This is a genomic window from Pseudomonas sp. SZ40 (genome assembly GCF_052958135.1).
Map to the genome: position 1 here is coordinate 163120 of NZ_JBQWIF010000003.1, position 17303 is coordinate 180422.

The 17303-nt window shown below is 59.3% G+C and carries 9 protein-coding genes and 2 pseudogenes; 4 read left to right on the forward strand and 7 right to left on the reverse strand.

From position 1 onward, the window contains the following. Nucleotides 1-40: 40 nt before the first annotated feature. The 4 genes and pseudogenes from ACT9T4_RS04535 to ACT9T4_RS04550 form a co-directional block, all read right to left on the reverse strand. A complete protein-coding gene (locus ACT9T4_RS04535) occupies nt 41-1453 on the reverse strand; it encodes an efflux transporter outer membrane subunit (protein ID WP_179538162.1) in 1413 nt (470 codons plus the stop codon). Further along, nucleotides 1450-4623 (reverse strand): efflux RND transporter permease subunit, encoded by a 3174-nt coding sequence (locus tag ACT9T4_RS04540; RefSeq protein ID WP_499115707.1) that lies wholly within the window; start codon nt 4621-4623, stop codon nt 1450-1452. The genes ACT9T4_RS04535 and ACT9T4_RS04540 overlap by 4 nt, the downstream gene beginning before the upstream one ends. Before the next feature lie 96 nt (nt 4624-4719). Beyond that, a complete protein-coding gene (mexE, locus tag ACT9T4_RS04545; RefSeq protein WP_499115709.1) occupies nt 4720-5949 on the reverse strand; it encodes a multidrug efflux RND transporter periplasmic adaptor subunit MexE in 1230 nt (409 codons plus the stop codon). Between the two features lie 402 nt (nt 5950-6351). Continuing rightward, a pseudogene (locus ACT9T4_RS04550) lies at nt 6352-7180 on the reverse strand (IS5 family transposase). Nucleotides 7181-7425: 245 nt separating this feature from the next. Between ACT9T4_RS04550 and ACT9T4_RS04555 the strand changes: the two are divergent. Further along, complete coding sequence (locus ACT9T4_RS04555; RefSeq protein WP_154905883.1) at nt 7426-8202, forward strand: hypothetical protein; 777 nt, start codon at nt 7426-7428, stop codon at nt 8200-8202. Nucleotides 8203-8240: 38 nt separating this feature from the next. Here ACT9T4_RS04555 and ACT9T4_RS04560 read toward each other — a convergent pair. The 3 genes and pseudogenes from ACT9T4_RS04560 to ACT9T4_RS04570 all read right to left on the reverse strand — a co-directional run bounded on the left by ACT9T4_RS04560 (nt 8241) and on the right by ACT9T4_RS04570 (nt 10913). Beyond that, nucleotides 8241-9313 (reverse strand): annotated as a pseudogene (locus ACT9T4_RS04560) (IS630 family transposase). 97 nt (nt 9314-9410) lie between these two features. Beyond that, entirely contained in the window at nt 9411-10016 is a 606-nt protein-coding gene (locus ACT9T4_RS04565; RefSeq protein ID WP_117181913.1) for a hypothetical protein, read from the reverse strand. A 201-nt stretch (nt 10017-10217) separates the two neighbouring features. Beyond that, nucleotides 10218-10913, reverse strand: coding sequence for a hypothetical protein (locus ACT9T4_RS04570; RefSeq protein WP_154905884.1), 696 nt, complete (start codon nt 10911-10913; stop codon nt 10218-10220). A gap of 186 nt (nt 10914-11099) precedes the next feature. Between ACT9T4_RS04570 and ACT9T4_RS04575 the strand changes: the two genes are divergently transcribed. Genes ACT9T4_RS04575 through ACT9T4_RS04585 form a run of 3 tightly spaced genes read left to right on the forward strand, consistent with a single transcriptional unit; the run spans nt 11100 to nt 17247 of the window. Beyond that, complete coding sequence (locus ACT9T4_RS04575) at nt 11100-12311, forward strand: DUF6361 family protein (protein ID WP_223524457.1); 1212 nt, start codon at nt 11100-11102, stop codon at nt 12309-12311. Then, entirely contained in the window at nt 12305-14080 is a 1776-nt protein-coding gene (locus ACT9T4_RS04580; protein ID WP_499115711.1) for a phospholipase D family protein, read from the forward strand. Before ACT9T4_RS04575 ends, ACT9T4_RS04580 begins: the two co-directional genes overlap by 7 nt. After that, complete coding sequence (locus tag ACT9T4_RS04585) at nt 14077-17247, forward strand: helicase-related protein (protein ID WP_499115713.1); 3171 nt, start codon at nt 14077-14079, stop codon at nt 17245-17247. Before ACT9T4_RS04580 ends, ACT9T4_RS04585 begins: the two co-directional genes overlap by 4 nt. Nucleotides 17248-17303 lie beyond the last annotated feature (56 nt).

Sequence of the window (17303 nt, forward strand, 5' to 3'; positions counted from 1 at the left end):
CTGCAAGGGCCGACGACGCGGCCGGGAGGGAAATGAGTCTTCAGGACGCCGGCTGCCAACCTCCACCCAGCGCCTTGTAGATGGCGACGATGCCCTGGTACAGCTCGACCTCGGCCTGAGCCTGGCTGTCTTCGGCAGCCAGCCGCTCGCGTTCGGCGTCGAGCAGCACCAGGAAGTCGGCCGTACCTTCGCGGTACTGCAAACCGGCCTGGGCTGCCGCGGCACGGCTGGCCTCCGACTGACGCACCAATGCGAGCAGGCGTTCCTGGCGTTTGCCGTAATCGCTGAAGGCGTTCTCGGACTCTTCCAGGGCGAGCAACACCTGCTGCTCGTAACCGGCCAGTGCCCCATCGGCATCGGCTTCGGCACCGCGCAAACGAGCGCGAACGCTGCCCAGATCGAAGGCGGCCCAGCTGATCGTCGGGGCCACGCTCCAGGCGCGCGCCGCCGATGAGCCCAACTGCGAGCCACGGCCTGCGGTGAAACCCAGGAAGCCGGACAGGCTGACCCGTGGGAACAGATCGGCCGTGGCCACGCCAACCTGGGCGGTCGCTGCGGCCAGCTCGCGCTCGGCAGCACGAATGTCCGGGCGGCGACGCAGCAACTCGCCAGGGTCGCCAATCGGCAGCGCCTTGGATATGGCGGGTAGAGGCCGCGGCGCCAGGTCGACGCTGAGCTGATCAGGCCGCTGGCCGAGCAGGGTGGCGATGCGGTTGCGAGCCCGCACCTGCTCGGCCTGCAGGCGCGGTACCGTGGCCTCGGTGGCAGCCAGGCGAGCGTCGGAACGCAGCACGTCCAGTTCGCTGCCCATACCCACTTCACGACGTCGCTCGATGATGTCCCGCGACGAGCGCTGGTTGTCCAGGTCGTCACGGGCGATACGTTCACGCAGTTGCGCGCCACGCAGCGTGCCGTAGGCATCCACCAGCTCGGCGATCAGGCTGACCTGCAGTTGCTGATAGTCGGCCTGGGCGACATCGATCTGCGCCTCGCTGGCTTCCAGCTGTCGCTGAATTCGGCCGAACAGATCGAGTTCCCAGGCCATGTCCAGGCCCAGGTCATAGCGCTCGGCATTGACGCGTTCCTCGGTCACCCCAGGTTGCTGGGCCTTGCCGATTTCGCTGCTGGCTCGGCTGGTCACGGTAGGCAGCCGGTCATTGGCGACATCGTCACGGATGGACCGGGCGGCGCGCAGTCGGGCATAAGCCACGCGCAGTTCGCGGTTGTCCTGCTGCGACTGCTGCACCAGTTGGCTCAGGGTCGGATCTTCGAACTGCTGCCACCATTGGGTTTCGAAACGGCTGGTGTCATAGCCGCCACCGGCGCTCTGCGCCGAGGTCACGGCGGCGCTGTCCGGTGCCCGATAATCCGGGCCGACCGCACAGGCACTCAGGGCAAGCGTCAGGGCGCTGAGCAGCAGGCTGCGCGGCACCTTATCGATCAGCGATTTCATGCCTGCACCTCCTGCAGACGGGCTGCCTTGCGGGCTTCGCGTTTTTCCACGAACGCCCGGATCAGCACGTAGAACACCGGCGTCAGCAGCAGGCCGAAGAAGGTCACCCCGAGCATGCCGCTGAACACCGCAACACCCATGGCATGACGCATTTCCGCACCCGCGCCGCTCGACAGCACCAGCGGCACCACGCCCATGATGAAGGCGAAGCTGGTCATCAGGATTGGACGCAAACGCAGACGGCAGGCTTCCAGAACCGCGGCGACGCGATCGAGGCCATGCTCCTGTTGCTCCTTGGCGAACTCGACGATGAGGATGGCGTTCTTGCACGCCAATCCCACCAGTACGATCAATCCGATTTGAGTGAAGATGTTGTTGTCACCGCCCGCCAGAATCACCCCGGTGATGGCCGACAGCAGCGTCATCGGCACGATCAGGATCACCGCCAGCGGCAGGCTCCAGCTTTCGTACTGAGCGGCCAGCACCAGGAAGGCCAGCAAGACGCAGAGCGGGAACACGAACAGCGCGGTGTTGCCAGCGAGGATCTGCTGATAGGTCAGCTCGGTCCACTCGAAGCTCATGCCGTTGGGCAGTTCTTCCTTCAACAGCTTGGCCATCGCCGCTTCGGCCTGGCCGGAGCTGTAGCCGGGCGCTGCCGCACCGTTGATTTCCGCGGTGATGAAGCCGTTGTAGTGCATGACCCGATCAGGGCCGGCACTGTCGCTGACCTTCACGAAAGTCGACAGCGGGATCATCTCGCCACGGTTGTTGCGCACCTTCAACTGACCGATCTGATCGGCCTCCAGACGGAACTGCTGATCGGCCTGGACGTTGACCTGATAGGTGCGCCCGAAACGGTTGAAGTCGTTGGCGTACAGCGAGCCCAGGTAGACCTGCATGGTGTCGAAGATCTGATCGATGTCCACGCCGTGGGTCTTGGCCTTCTCGCGGTCGATGCTGGCTTCCACCTGTGGCACGTTGACCTGATAGCTGGTGAACAACCCAGCCAGTTCCGGCACCTGCTGGCTCTTGGCGATGATGTTCTGGGTCTGTTTGTACAGCTCGTCGTAGCCCAGGTTGGCGCGGTCCTGAACCTGTACGCGGAAGCCGCCAATGGTGCCAAGGCCCATCACCGGTGGTGGCGGGAAGATGGCGATGTAGGCTTCCTGAATATCGGCGAACTTGCCGTTGAGTTCGGCGGCGATGGCATTGGCGCTCAGCGACGGGTCCTTGCGCTCGTCGAAGCCCTTGAGGGTGACGAACACGATGCCGCTGTTGGGGCTGTTGGTGAAGCCGTTGATCGACAGGCCCGGGAACGCCACGGTATTGGCCACGCCGGGGTGTTTGGAGGCGATGTCGGACATGCGCTTGATCACCGCTTCGCTGCGATCCAGGCTGGCCGCGTCCGGCAACTGGGCAAAGGCGACCAGGTACTGTTTATCCTGCGGCGGCACGAAGCCAGTCGGTGTGCTGGCGAAGCCCAGGTAGGTCAGGCCCATCAAGCCGGCGTACACCACCAGCGCGATGCCGCTGCCACGCAGTACCCGGCGTACGGTGCTGACGTAACCATTGCTGGCTCGGTCGAATACCCGGTTGAAGGGGTTGAACAGCCAGCGACCGAACAGGCGGTCGAGAACGCGCGAGAAGCGATCCTTGGGCTGGTCATGGCCTTTGAGCAGCACGGCAGCCAGGGCCGGCGACAGGGTCAGGGAGTTGAAGGCCGAGATCACCGTGGAAATGGCGATGGTCAGCGCGAACTGCTGATAGAACTGCCCGGTAAGCCCGGAAATGAACGCGGTAGGGATGAACACCGCACACAGCACCAGCGCCGTGGCGACGATGGGGCCGGTGACTTCCTTCATCGCCTGCTTGGTGGCTTCGACCGGCGTCTTGCCGAGGCCGATGTTGCGCTCGACGTTCTCCACCACCACGATGGCGTCGTCCACCACGATACCGATGGCCAGCACCAGGCCGAACAGCGACAGGGCGTTGAGCGAGAAGCCGAACATGTGCATTACCGCGAAGGTGCCGATCAACGACACCGGCACGGCAGCCAGGGGAATGATCGACGCGCGCCAGGTCTGCAGGAACAGGATCACCACCAATACCACCAGCACGATGGCCTCGAGCAGGGTGTGCACCACCGCCTCGATGGAGCCGCGCACGAAGATGGTCGGATCGTAGACGATTTCGTAATCAACGCCCTGAGGGAAGCTCTCTTTCAGTTCGGCCATGCGCTCACGTACCGCATCGGAAATGGCGATGGCGTTGGAGCCCGGACGCTGGAAGACCGGCATGGCGACCGCCGGCTGATTGTTGAGCAGCGAGCGCAGTGCGTACTGCTCGGAGCCCAGTTCGATCCGCGCGATGTCCTTGAGGCGAGTGATCTCGCCATTCTCACCGGCACGGATGACGATGTTCTCGAACTCTTCCTCGGTAACCAGGCGGCCCTGGGCGTTGATCGACAGCTGGAAGCTGTTGTCACCCGCGGCGGGCGGTGCGCCCAGGGAACCGGCGGCAACCTGACGGTTCTGCTCACGGATGGCGTTGACCACGTCGGTGGCAGTCAGCCCGCGGGAAGCGACCTTGTCCGGGTCGAGCCAGACGCGCATCGAGTAGTCACCCAGCCCGAACAGCCGTACATCACCGACACCGTCCAGGCGCGACAGCTCGTCCTTGATGTTCAGCGCGGCGTAGTTGGACAGGTAGAGCATGTCGTAGGTGTTATCCGGCGACGTCAGGTGGACCACCATGGTCATGTCCGGCGAGGCCTTGTCGACCGTCACACCGAGGCGCTGCACCTCGGTGGGCAGGGTCGGCATGGTGCGCGTCACGCGGTTCTGCACCTGCACCTGGGCGGTATCCAGATTGGTCCCCAGGGCAAAGGTGATGGTCAGCGTCATGCGCCCGTCATTGTTGGCCTGGGAGGACATGTACAGCATGCCCTCGACACCGACGATGGCCTGCTCCAGCGGCGAGGCCACGGTTTCACCAATGACCTTGGGGTTGGCGCCCGGGAAGTTGGCAGTAACCACCACGGTGGGGGGCACCACTTCCGGGTATTCGCTGATCGGCAGCTGGAACAGCGAGATGGCGCCGCCGATCAGAATGATCAGCGACAGCACGGCGGCGAAGATCGGCCGCTGGATGAAGAACTGGGAAAAGTTCATCTGAGTGTCCTTGGAATGACGGGCACAGCCCAGCCTGCCCACGCCATCAGCAGCGCGAGCAGGACTTCAGGTAAGAGAAGCGGGTGAAGCGGGGTGTTACTTGAGGCTGACCTTCAGCGGCTCGTCACTGCGTTCGGCGCGGGCCGAAGCCACCGCTCGACGCTGGCGTTCCAGGGCCGCAAGGGTTTTCTCGTCTGCCATCGGCACGGCCTGTGGGTCCACGGTACTGCCCGGGATCGCCCGCTGCAGGCCGTTGACCACGACACGTTCGCCCTTGGCCAGGCCGTCACGGACGATACGCAGACCTTCGAGCTTCGGCCCCAACTGCACGGAGCGGTAGACGACCTTGTTGTCGGGGCCAAGTACCAGCACGAATTTCTTGCCGAGATCGGTACCGACGGCGACATCCTGAATCAAGGTGGCGTCGTAGGTATCGCTGCCGACCAGTTTCAAACGCGCATAGAGGCCCGGGGTGAAGCGGCCGTCTGCGTTATCGAATACTGCGCGGCCACGGATGGTGCCGGTGCGCGGATTGACCTGGTTATCGAGGAAGTCCAGCTGGCCCAGATGCGGATTGCCGTCTTCGTTCGACAGCCCCAGATACACCGGGCTCTTGTCGCGGCTGTCATGGCCGGCCTTGCGGGCCAGATCGGTGTACTTGAGAAAGGCGCGCTCATCGGCATCGAAGTAGGCATACACCTTGTCGGTGGAAACCAGCGAGGTCAGCAGCGACTCGCTGGCGGTCACCAGGTTGCCGGCAGTGACTTCGGCACGGCTGACGCGACCGTCGATAGGCGCGGTCACGCGGGTGAAACTGAGGTTGAGGCGGGCGTTGTCGAGCTCGGCCTGAATGGAGGCCGCTGCAGCCTGAGCTTCCTGGGCTGCGGTCTTGCGCGCATCGGCCAGCTCGGTGGAGATCGCGTTGCCCTCACGCAGACGCTCGCCACGGCGTGACTCACTGACCGTACGAGCCTGATTGGCGCGGGCTTGCTGCAGTTGCGCTTCGAGGCGTTTGACTTCGGCCTGGAAGGGGCGCGGATCGATCTGGAACAGCAGGTCACCTTTCTTCACCAGGGCGCCTTCATTGAAGCTCACCTTGTCGACGAAGCCCGAAACGCGGGGGCGGACTTGCACGGATTCAGGGGCCTCGAGGCGACCGGTGAACTCATCCCACTCGTTGAGTGGCTGTTCGATGACTTCGGCCACGCTGACTTTCGCAGCGGGCATCTGCTGTGCCACTTCCTCGCTCTTGCCGCAGGCAGCGAGAACCAGCGTCGCGGCGAGTGCAAGAGGGAAGGGCCAGAGCCGGGTAGTGGGCTGTTCCATGATTACGATCCGCCAAGGTGTTGGTAGTGATGGAGGCGGAGTCTGGTCTCAGCAACATCCAGGAACGAATCGAACGCTCCGAAGATAGATATCACTGTGAATGATGATATTACGATTTGGAATATTGATAGCAAGCTACCTATCTATACTGCATAGGTCGAGCCGTATCGATGCTGCCGCTATTCGAGGCTTTCAGGATCCCCAAAAAACATTTTGACTTGGCTCTAGCACGGTGTTTTCAGGCGCAGAAAATTCAAATGTGCCCCCAGTTTTGCCCCCACTAGCGTGGGATATGCGGGCGATCGAGATTGGCGATTTCTGAGGCGGAGCAGGGTGGTCGTCGAAGGCTTTCAATGTACGTCAGACTTGGCTTGCACGGGGGATGCCTGGATGATTGGTCGCCTAGGCACTGTACGAAATGAGATGTCGTAAATACCGCCGGCAGCAGGCCAATGTGACCATGGCTGTATAACTTGTTGCGAGCGTGCAGTAACGCGTGGCCAGCCGGCGATGCTCTTTCAGCCAGCCAAATAGACGCTTGATGACGTTGCGCTCTCGGTATTTGGGTTTGTCGAATAGCCGCGGTAGGCCGGGCTTCGGCTTGCGCTTCATGACTCGGTAAGGGATGACCGGCTGCATGCGATAGCGATCGCAGTACTTCCTGAGCGACTCAGCATCGTAACCCTTGTCAGCTACCAATTTGCGGCACCGCTTGCGAGGTCTGCCACAGCCGGTAGAAATCTGGACGCCATCGAGGAGCGGTTGAGCATGTGAGATGTCGCTGGCTTGCCCACCGGACAGAGTGAAGTGCAGAGGCACACCTCGGGCGTCACAGACCATATGAATTTTCGTCGTTAGCCCTGCCCGACTTCGACCAAGCGCGTGTTCCGCTGATTCTTCCGCCCCCCTTTTTTGCCTGCTCCAGAAGAGGCCCGGGTCGCTTTGACTGCCATCGAGTCAATGCACCAATTATCCAGATCGATCAGCCCTTGCTCATTGAGTTTGACGTGCATCGCTTGAGCATCTTGTTGAACGTGCCCTGATTTCGCCAATCCCGAAATCGCTGGTAAACAGTGGACCATGGGCCATAACGCTCAGGCATGTCTCGCCAGGTCGCGCCGGAGCAAAGCACCCAGAGCACGCCGTTAAGCATCGACCGGTCATCGGCTCGTGGGCGTCCTGTGCGGCGCGGCGTATTGAAGAGGTCCGCGACCAGCTCCCAGTCGGAGATTTAGTATCGCTGTTTGGGCATGGCAGAGTTCCGCGCTGGAAAAGCCAGAACTCTACGGAAACTCAGGCGGGCTGGGGCGTTGGTGGAATTTCAAAGGTTTTCATACAGAGCCTAGCACCGACGGTACCCCGAGCGGAAGTCTCGTAACGTGACCTTGAGTTCGCAATTGCTTCGGACTAAAGATTAGCTGCTGACAGCCGATAATTTAGACTGGCTGGCCCTTTGGCTTATTGGATGAATGGTCGATGAAAGCGATACTGCGAAAGTGCAAATCAGAAGACTTTAATTACGTCTCTCGTGTTCTGGATAACTATGTGTCTCTGACTAATGATTCGCGACGCAAAGAATTGCTCCTCCAAGTTCAGGGTAGTACTGCCGCGAAAGAAGAATTGATCGAGCTGCTGGATAAACAAATTCGCTATTTTGGCTCATCGGATCTGGCCTATTTTGCACGATCGCTTTTCAATAGCGATGGCGGTGTTTCAGCGAACGAGCTGATTGCTGATGTGTGCGCCAAATCTAAAGTTAAGATTAAACTGGGCGGCTCAGTTGAGTCACGACTGGAGAAACTCGTCACGGCGGTCGTTGAAAAAGAGCTTCTGAGTAAGTCGCCTGAAGAACTTGCCAAAGCATTTAAGGAGATGGGTGTCGAAGATATTGACCGCGAAAAGGTGATGGAGCATCTGAAAAGTAATGGTAAGGTCGCTATCCTTCCAATTATTTTCCAGATTCTCGGCCCTAAGGTCGCTTTGGGAATTATTGAAGTCATCATTATCAGCATCATTGCTCAGATTATCGGTCGTGAAGCGGCTAAGGCTCTCGTCCAAGAGATGGTAAAACGCAATCCGTGGCTTAATGCTCTAGGCCCTTGGATGTGGGCGTTATCTGCGGCTTGGCTTGCTTTTGACGTGCAAGGCCCGGCTTACCGTAAGACTGTCCCTATCTGCCTCTATCTCGGTGTGGTTGGGCTACGTGACGGGCTTGAGATGCCAATCACCGACCTGACTCAGAAGGATGACTGAGGACTTCTAGTGTGGTGTTTCAGAAATACCGCTGAAAATCATTTGCTCAGCGCTCGCGCCGCGCGAGCGACTGAGGCAAGGATGTCCTCGGCCTTCTTGTGCTACCGAAATGGCTTCGGGTTCAGGTTGTAGGTTTCCAGGTAGTGCTCGATCGACGCCTCCAGATCCTTAACGCTGATATGTGCCTGCCGCTTGATCCACTTCTCGCTCAGCGTTGAGAAAAATGGCTCAACCAGAATCAGCCAGGATGCCGAGGTGGGCGTGAAGTGGATGTTGTAGCGAGGTCGCGCCGCAAGTCACGCCCTGACCTTGTCAGTCTTGTGAGTCGCATAATTGTCCATGATCAGACGAATCGGCATATCGGCAGGAACTGACACATCGATCTCTCTCAGAAAGGCGAGGAACTCAATGCTGTGATTTGGCGTTTGAGTCGGCCGATCACCTCACTGGTAGCCACATCCAGGGCAGCAAACAGAGAGGTTGTCCCGCGCCATTTGTAATCATGTGTGCGGGTTGCAGGGTTACCTGGAGAAATGTGTAAGCCCGGCTGTGTGCGATTCAACGCTTGGATCTGGCTCTTCTCATCAACGCTAAGCACCAGGGCTCGTTCAGGAGGGTTCAAGTAGAGCCCAACGATGTCGTGCACCTTGTCGACAAACAATGGATCAGTAGAAAGCTTGAAGGTCTTTTCCAAGTGCGGCTTGATCCCGAATGCGTGCCAAATACGCATCACGCTCGCAGGGGATAGGCCCGTCTCACGACTCATCCGTCGCGTGCCCCAGTGACTGGAATCGTTAGGCTTACCTTGCAGCACTTGGTGTATCACTTGCTGTACTTGCTCATCGGAAATGGTGCGTGGCCGGCCAGAGCGCGGTTCATCGTTCAGCCCCAGCAGCCCTAACTTAGAGAAACGCTGCCGCCACCGTGACACCACATCCTTACTGGTACCCAAGCGCTGAGCGATATCATTGCCTGACTCGCCTGCGGCGCAGGCGAGGATTATCTCCGCGCGCAGTCGAGCGTCCTGAGCACCTTTACGGAGCTTGATGCGGCGCAGCAGCTCTGACTTTTCAGTTTCGGAAAGGGTAATGACGGTTGCTGGTCGACCCATGTCGACGCCCTTGGAGAGTTGGCTTCTACAGAGCCTAGCTCAGATTTTCAGCGGCATTTCTGAAACACCACACTGGAGGCAATTCAATGCGCCATCATCACATTCCGCGAGGTCGGAGTGATGGGCTCGAGTTCGGCGTATTATGTGGAGCTGGAAAAGTGGGTTTCAGCTCATGGCTATATTGTTCAAGGCTGAGGCTGCCAACAAGTTTTCCAGACGGCGAAACACCTAGCACCGTTAGCATGCTTTCGGGTGAGACGTGACCACCGCCAGCGCGCCCATCTGCAACCCTATAATATTGCAGCTGTTCAAGGTAAACCATGAACTCAGAGTGAGTTATGCCTTTGGAAAGAATGTCAGTAATGTCGGTGGATCGAGCATGCGGGTCAAAGTATTTCTGGTTTCCGAGGCCTAGTTTTTTCTGATCGGTTAGGCCACCATAAACGATCCAATGATGGTTGTAATGGTTCAATTGGTTTGCTGCTGCGTAGTAGTCTGTGAAGATCGTCTTCTCTGCTGCAATTTCTGATTTTTCTCTCTTGAACTCTATAAGCACAAGTTTATTATCTTTTCCGAAAATGCCATCACCAGACGATCGTTCATGTCTGCCTGCAATGGGCGCCGCAAAATCTAACCGGCCGGCTGCGCTGAGTCTAAGAATGAAGCCGTATTCGACTGTTTTTTCCCACCAAGTTGCTTGCATGTTGAGCTCCCAATGTTTACTTTTATCGGACTACGTCCGCCTTTTTGGGTAGGGCTTTTTACCCTTTTGGTCCATTTGTCGCTTTTAAGATTAACCAGAAGCAAAGAAATCAGTGAGCTTTCGCTTCACTCACGTAACGGCCAAAACTATCAAAGGCCTGCATCTAGATGGTAGCCGAGTGCCCGCCAATATAGGAGGCACTCATTTAATGTTGGCACGCAATGGTGGTAGTTTGATGATCTGATCTTGGAGGAGGAATAGCGTCGACTCCACTATTGGGATTATTTCATCTATATAGTCAGGGTCAATATCTAGCCAGTAGTTGTTGCTATGTATATATGGGGATGAGTTTGCAAGATTTTTAGCTGTACTTTTGTATTCGTCTGTTATTTGGCAGTCAGCATGTGCAATCATGTTTCTTAGGTTGCTGAGCATCTCGAGTGCCTGCCAATGCTTCTGATTCAGCTCGATGCCGAATTTTTTTAGATATAGCTTGTGGCGCGTTATGTTTTTTTTGAAGCGATATCTATTTGTTTTAATTTCTTTTTTAAAGTCTTCAGTTTGTTCGTTTATCGCAATAATGAATGTGCTTGCGGCAACGAATATCGATTCGAAGACGCTGAAAATGCTCAGGACTAAAGTCTTTATCAGAATTTCGTTATGTCTGCTGTAGTGGATTCTTCGCGTGATGTTGTTTAGAAGAGCTATCGTTTCAGCGTCGTCATTTTCTTCGGCTTTGTAGCGATTCGTGTATTTTTCGTTTAGGGGTTGCAATGTTTTGTTAATGAGCACTCTATAATCTTTTATGTCTTTTATTTTTGCGCGACTATCTCGGTTGATAATATTTGCTATCAGTGAGTAGTGGTAGTCTATTTTTTTTGGGGTTCCGTCTGTCATGGTTTTGCCATTCCGACTTCTATATTTTGTCTAAAGTTTATGTCTCGTCGTCAAACGATGCAGGTTATTGGACGGTCTTGACCATTTGCAGACTTTTTTGTCCGTCAAAGCGAACGAGCTTAGCAGATGATAGCTAAAGGCTATATTCTGTAACACCTGCGAGAAGAGGACAAGGAGCGAGACAGGGTGTCAAACCGTAGCCAACTGGGATGGGTGGACTTTTCCAACGAAGATCGTGAGCGGGTCAAGCATGCGCTGAGCCAGCTGGCGCAGCCTGGCACGCTGGACGAATTGGGCATCGGGGGCTTGCGCGATGCATTCGCCGACCTGATGTTCCCGGGGTTTTCCACCCTGCAGACCAGGGCCAAGTATTTCATCACCGTGCCGCGGATCATCCGCGATTACTTGGAGCTCAGTTGCAAGCGCCAGCGCAAGCAGCCACTTGCCCACTACTTGGAAGAACAGGAAGCGCATCTTTCGGAGTTGCTCAGGCAGAAGCACCGTGATTCTGGCCAGACCGGCATCTCTGGGTTCTCTCTGCAAAAAGGTGAACGGGTTTCCCGACAGCCGTCGTCCATTTATTGGGTTGGCTTGCGCACCTGGAATCTGATCGATACCCAAGGGTCGCTGCGCCAGTTCGCGCAGGCCATTAGCTCGGGAGAAGAGCCCTGGAGCTTCCTGCAGGAAGAGGCGGGGGATGACAGCGACGCGCACAGCCCGTCGATGCTCGTCCATCTGGATCGCCATGATCCGGCCTGGCTTGAGGATGTCAGCATCGAACTGAACGATTCTGAGGCGCGCTTCTTGAGCGAAAAACTCAAGGCCGGGCCTGGAAACAACCTCGTCACTCAACTTGAACGATCCGGTTTGCGTGAGCAGGCACTGGTCAAGGGCAAGTCCGGGTTCCCGGCGCTGTCAGCCTGGGTTAGCGATCAAGGGCGGCTGTCTCCTCAGACCCGCGACACCGTCGCCATGGCGCAGGCGTTCAGTGAGCTGATTTACGGTGCCCATCTGCGTTTGAACATGTTGCTGGTGCGTCACGGCGTCGAGCACCGGGCTCTGGTGGATATCTACAGCGAATACTGGGACGCCTGGCGTTCGCAGGCCCATGCCCAGCCGCAGGAGGTCGATCGATGGCTGGCGCATACCCAGGTTTCGCTACCCGGCCATACCAGGGCATTTCTCGAAAACTGGGCTCGGGGGCTCGCCGGTAATGCTCAGGGGGACAAGCTGGACAGGTTGATCGAAGAGCAGGCCAGGGCCAACAAGAACCAGCGCAGCATCCTCAACAGGCGCCTGCCCGAAGACTTCGAATGGCATGGCATGTCGCGGCTGGACTACCGCTGGGCACAGGTGCGCAACGTGCTGCGGGATGTACAGGAGGGCTTGGCATGCTGAATCCGCATTCCGACCGTATCGACTACGGCGACAAGCTCACCGCGCCTGAAGGTTTTACCTTGAGCCACGCGGTGGCGACGACCTACTCGCTGGATCTTGAAACTTTGCTGTGCCTTCCATTGGCGCTGTCCTTCAATTGCACGCCTGAAGGCGACCTGAAGGCCGACAAGCTGGCGCTGCTCGAGGCGATCAGCCAGCTCAAGGGCAAGGTCAAAGTGTTCTTCCAGCAAGGCTGCATCAAGGCGCCGCGCCAGTTCAACTTGCTTTTCTCGCTGCTCGAACCCTTGTTGGTGCCCCAGGTGCCGACGCAAGCCTTCAGTGCGTTCCACCCCAAGCTGTGGCTGCTGCGCTTCACCGATCAGGCCAAAAAGGTGCGCTACCGATTGCTGGTGATGTCGCGCAACCTGACCTTCGACCGCAGCTGGGACCTTGCGATCGCCCTGGAAGGCGAGCTGGCCGGTGCCCGCAGTGACGACAACCAAGGGTTGGTGGCGCTGCTCAAGTCATTGATGCCTGGCACCGAGGACTTTCGCAGCGAGCTGGCGTTGCTGGCCAAGGAACTGCCGCGGGTCATCTGGGACAGGCCGGATGGCTTCAGTGCCTTGAGCACCTTGCCCGAGAAACCCGGGCAGTCGCCGCTGCTGTCGTGCCCGAACGCTGACACCGTGATGGTCATGTCTCCGTTTCTTCACCCCGGTGCCCTCGACCAGCTCAAGCAGGGCCGCGCCCGCCGTTGGCTGTTCAGCCGCGCGCAAGAGCTCGAGCGCCTGGGCCAGGAAAGGCTACAAGGCTGGGAGTGCTTCGCGCTCAACCCCCGGTTGATCGACGGCGAGGATGAGCTCAGCCACGCCCGCCCGCAGGATCTGCACGCGAAGATGGTGCTGCTGCAGGAGGGGCCGATCAGCCACTGGCATGTGGGGTCGGCCAATGCCACCAAGGCGGCACTGGGTGGCAGCGGTGCGCAGCCGCGCAATACCGAGTTCATGTTGCGCCTGTCGAGCGGCAATGCCCGGCAGTCGGCGCAGCAACTGCGTGCCGAGCTAGTGGGCAGCGAGCAGGAGCCCAATGGAATCTTCCTGCCCCACCGCTTTGGTGCATTGTCGTTGCAGCCCGAGCAGCCAACCGAAGAATGTCTGCGCAGGCTGTTGTACCGGTTGATCCAGGCCGACTGGTGCATGCGCGCAGTGGCCGATGCCAGTGGCACCTACACCTGCGTCATCGAGTGCCAGCCAGAAGTACTGGTGCCCGATGACAAATGGGTGATCGAGGCGCAGCCGCTGGTCAGTGGGCAGCCTCAGGTATTGGCCCCGCGCCTGGTGTGGGAGGGGGTGGGTCTCGCCCAGCTCAGCGCCTTCCTGATATTGCGGGTGGGCGCGGGGGCCGAGGTGGCGAGTGAACTGGTGATCAAGCTGCGCCTGGAGATCGAAGGCGGTGACACCCGGGAGCAGCACATCACCACCACCCTGATCGACAGCCCGCACAAGCTGTTGGCCTACCTTCACATGCTGCTGAGCCCCACGCATGTCCACCGGGTCGACACCCGCGCGAGGGATGGGGGAGGCAACGGCGGCGATGCCGACACGCTCATCGGCCAGATGCTCAACGGCCCCCTGCATGAAGCGCTACTGCGATGTGCGGCTCGCCAACCGCAAAAGCTGCAACGCATCGACGATATCCTGGCGAAACTGGCCGAAACCGAGAATCTGATTCCCCCAGAACTCCACAGTTTGTGGGCACAGTACCAAGCGTTTTCGAGGAGCAAAGCATGACCGGGTGTGTATCGGACCGCGATAGCATCGAGCTGGCCCTGCAGCGCACCTGGTGCAAGCTCAAGGATTTTCAGCGCGCAACCGTCGAGCGCATCAGTGCGCAATTCAATGATCCGCAGCATGGCGGGCGAGTGCTGGTCGCCGATGAGGTGGGGCTCGGCAAGACAATCGTCGCCAAGGGTCTGATCGTGTCGATGTTGCGCGACTGGCGCAAGCGCGAGCCCATGCGCGTCACCTATATCTGTTCCAACCTGAGCCTGGCCGCCGAGAACCTGACCAAGCTGGCCGTGTTCCCCAGCGGCAGCAACTGGGTTCGCCAGCCTTCCTATGAACGCTTGGCGCACGTCGCCCTTCGTCAGCCCGAGCAGGAGGGCGCGGTGCTGGAAATCTGCACGCTCACCCCCGCCACGTCGTTTGCGCTGACGATGGGCACTGGCAATCGCCGTGAACGGGGCATCATCCTGGCGGCGCTGCTGTGCCACCCGCAGTTGAAAGGCTCGCGGCGAAGTTTAACGGTGCTGTTTCAGGACCGGGTGAAGGATGCCGGGGGATGGCAGGAGGAGCTGCGCCAGATCGAGCGACAAGGTTTGTTCGAGCCGATCGTGACCCGCTTCCTTGCGCAGATCGACTGTGCACAGCCAGACCAGGGGCCGACACTGCTGGAGCAACTGCGCAGCGTCGCCGGCCTGCGTGCCGAACGCCACCGTGCCATCAGGCGCGAGATGATGCGCACGCTGCGGGTGCTGTTCGCACAATGCTGCGCCACGCAGTTGCGTGCCGACCTATTCATCCTTGACGAGTTCCAGCGCTTTGAAAGCCTGCTGGACCAGGCCGAGGACAATGAGCACTCGCTGATCGCCCGAGAGATCTTTAGCCGCGAGCGCGACTGCAAGGTGCTACTGCTCTCGGCCACGCCGTTCAAGGCCATGAGCACGGTGGCGGACGACGAGAACGATGACAGCCACTTGGGCAAACTCAAGCAGATTCTGGCGTTTCTGAGCCTGTCGCCGCTGCAGGACTACGAGCCGGCGCGCAAGGCATTGCAGGCCGAGCTGCTGCGTCTGGGAAGCGATAGCGTCAATGCCAGGACCCTGGATGACGCGCCCAGGCGGGCAGTTGAAGGCTTGTTGCGCCCGCTGATCTGCCGCACGGAGCGCGGCCAGATAGCGCAGGATGTCGATGGTCTGATCGATGCCAAACCCTTGCGGCCAGGGCCAGAACTGCGGGCTGACGATATCCGCGCCTACGTCGAACTCGACCAACTCGCCGTGCTGCTGGAAAACGACAGCGCGCGGCAGCTGGCTAGCCAGCTCATGAGCTTTTTCAAGTCGGCGGCCTGGCCGTTGTCGTTCAGCACCGGTTACAACATCCAGCAGCTGTTGCAACGCCATTACCAGCGCTCGCCGCAGACGCTCAAGCGCATTAACGCCAGCAAGCAGCTTTGGCTGCCCCGTGAGAGGGTGCACAAGTTCATTCTCGACGTTGCCCGCGAAGCACCCAACCCTCAGGTTCGCTGGCTGACCAACCACCTGTTTGCACAGGGGCGCAAAGCCGGCCCGGAAATGTTGCTGTGGCTGCCGCCCAGCTGGCCGCACTATCCGCTCGATGGGTTTTTCGCCGGCCATGAACAGTTCAGCAAAACCCTGTTGTTCTCCTCCTGGGCTATGGTGCCGCGGATGGTCAGCGGCCTGGTCAGCTACGAGGCGGAGCGGCGGGTGCAGCAGCACATCGGTGACAAGACCGAGTACTTCAGTAGGCGCCGCGCGGGCTTGAGCCAGGACGCGCAAGACACCCATGCGCAGCAGCGTCGCGCCGTGATCAAACTCGACAGTGGCGACCTGGCCAACTGGTCATTGATCTACCCCGCGCGCTGTCTGATTGACATCCCTGTCCAGCGTTCACCAGCCACCCTGCGGCAGCGAATCGCCGAACTGACCGGGCACTTCAAGCAGCAGCTGGCGCCATTCAAGCGCAGGTTTAGGGGAGGGCACAACAGCCATTATTGGTATCTGTTCGCGCCGATGTTGCTGGACGAGGTTCATGGGAGCTGGACGAGCGATTGGTTCAAAGTCCTGTCGAATCTGGTGCCCGGGGGCGTGCAGCAGCGCGCGGGTGAAATTGCCGATCGCATCGGCAAACTGGACGAGCTGGGCGCCATGCCGGCCGACTTGGCGGAACACCTTGCCAAGCTGGCGCTGGGGTCGCCGGCGGTCTGTGCGCACCGCGCCCTCAAGCAGCACTATCCGGAGCAGGACTGCCTGCATGGGCCTGTCAGCCGGGTGGCACTGGGGTTCGTCAGCCTGTTCAACGGGGTGGCCGGCAGCGCGATCGCCAAGCGGCTGGACGCCGAGCACCCCTGGCGCGGCATTGTCCGCTACTGCGCCGAGGGCGGTATCCAGGCGATGCTGGAGGAATACCTCTATCTGCTGGCCCCCAACCGCTCGCTCGAGGGCGTCGTGTCGACCCTGGAAAGCGTGCTGCGCACTTCGCCTTCGAGCGTGAAGGTATGGAGGCTCGACCGCGACCAGGACGACACCCACCTGCGCTGCCATTACGCGGTGCCGCTGGGCGCGCAGAAGTCCACGGACGATGCTGGCCAAGTTCGCATCGTTAGCATCCGGGAAAGCTTCAATTCGCCGTTTCGCCCCTTCGTCCTGGCATCAACCTCCATCGGCCAGGAGGGACTGGACTTTCACTGGTACTGCAGTGAGGTGGTGCATTGGAACCTGCCCAGCAACCCCATCGACTTGGAACAACGCGAAGGGCGGGTCAATCGCTACCAGTCGCTGGTGGTCAGGCGGCGTGTGGTACAGGCAGTGGCTGGGCCCGAAAAGCCTTCGGCCAGTTGGGAGCACCTGTTCAAGTCTGCCGAGAGCCCGGCCTGGGGCACCGACCTGGTGCCGTACTGGCACTATCCGCAGGGCGACGCGAAGATTCGTCGCCTGATCCCAAGCCTGGCCTTCAGCGAGGAGGCACGGCGTTATCCGAATATGCAGAAGGTACTGTCTCTCTATCGCTTGGCCTTCGGCCAACCCGGGCAAAGCGAGTTGCTCGAGCATTTGAAAAGCCTGAACCTTGACAGCGATGCGCTGGCCTACCTGAAACATCAGTTGATGATCCGATTGGCACCGGTTTTGTACCGCACGGACGTACCGACACTGGCTTAGCCTTTCGAGATGCTCTGTTCCTCAGAGAACGGGGCAGCTATCACCTGTCTGCCAAG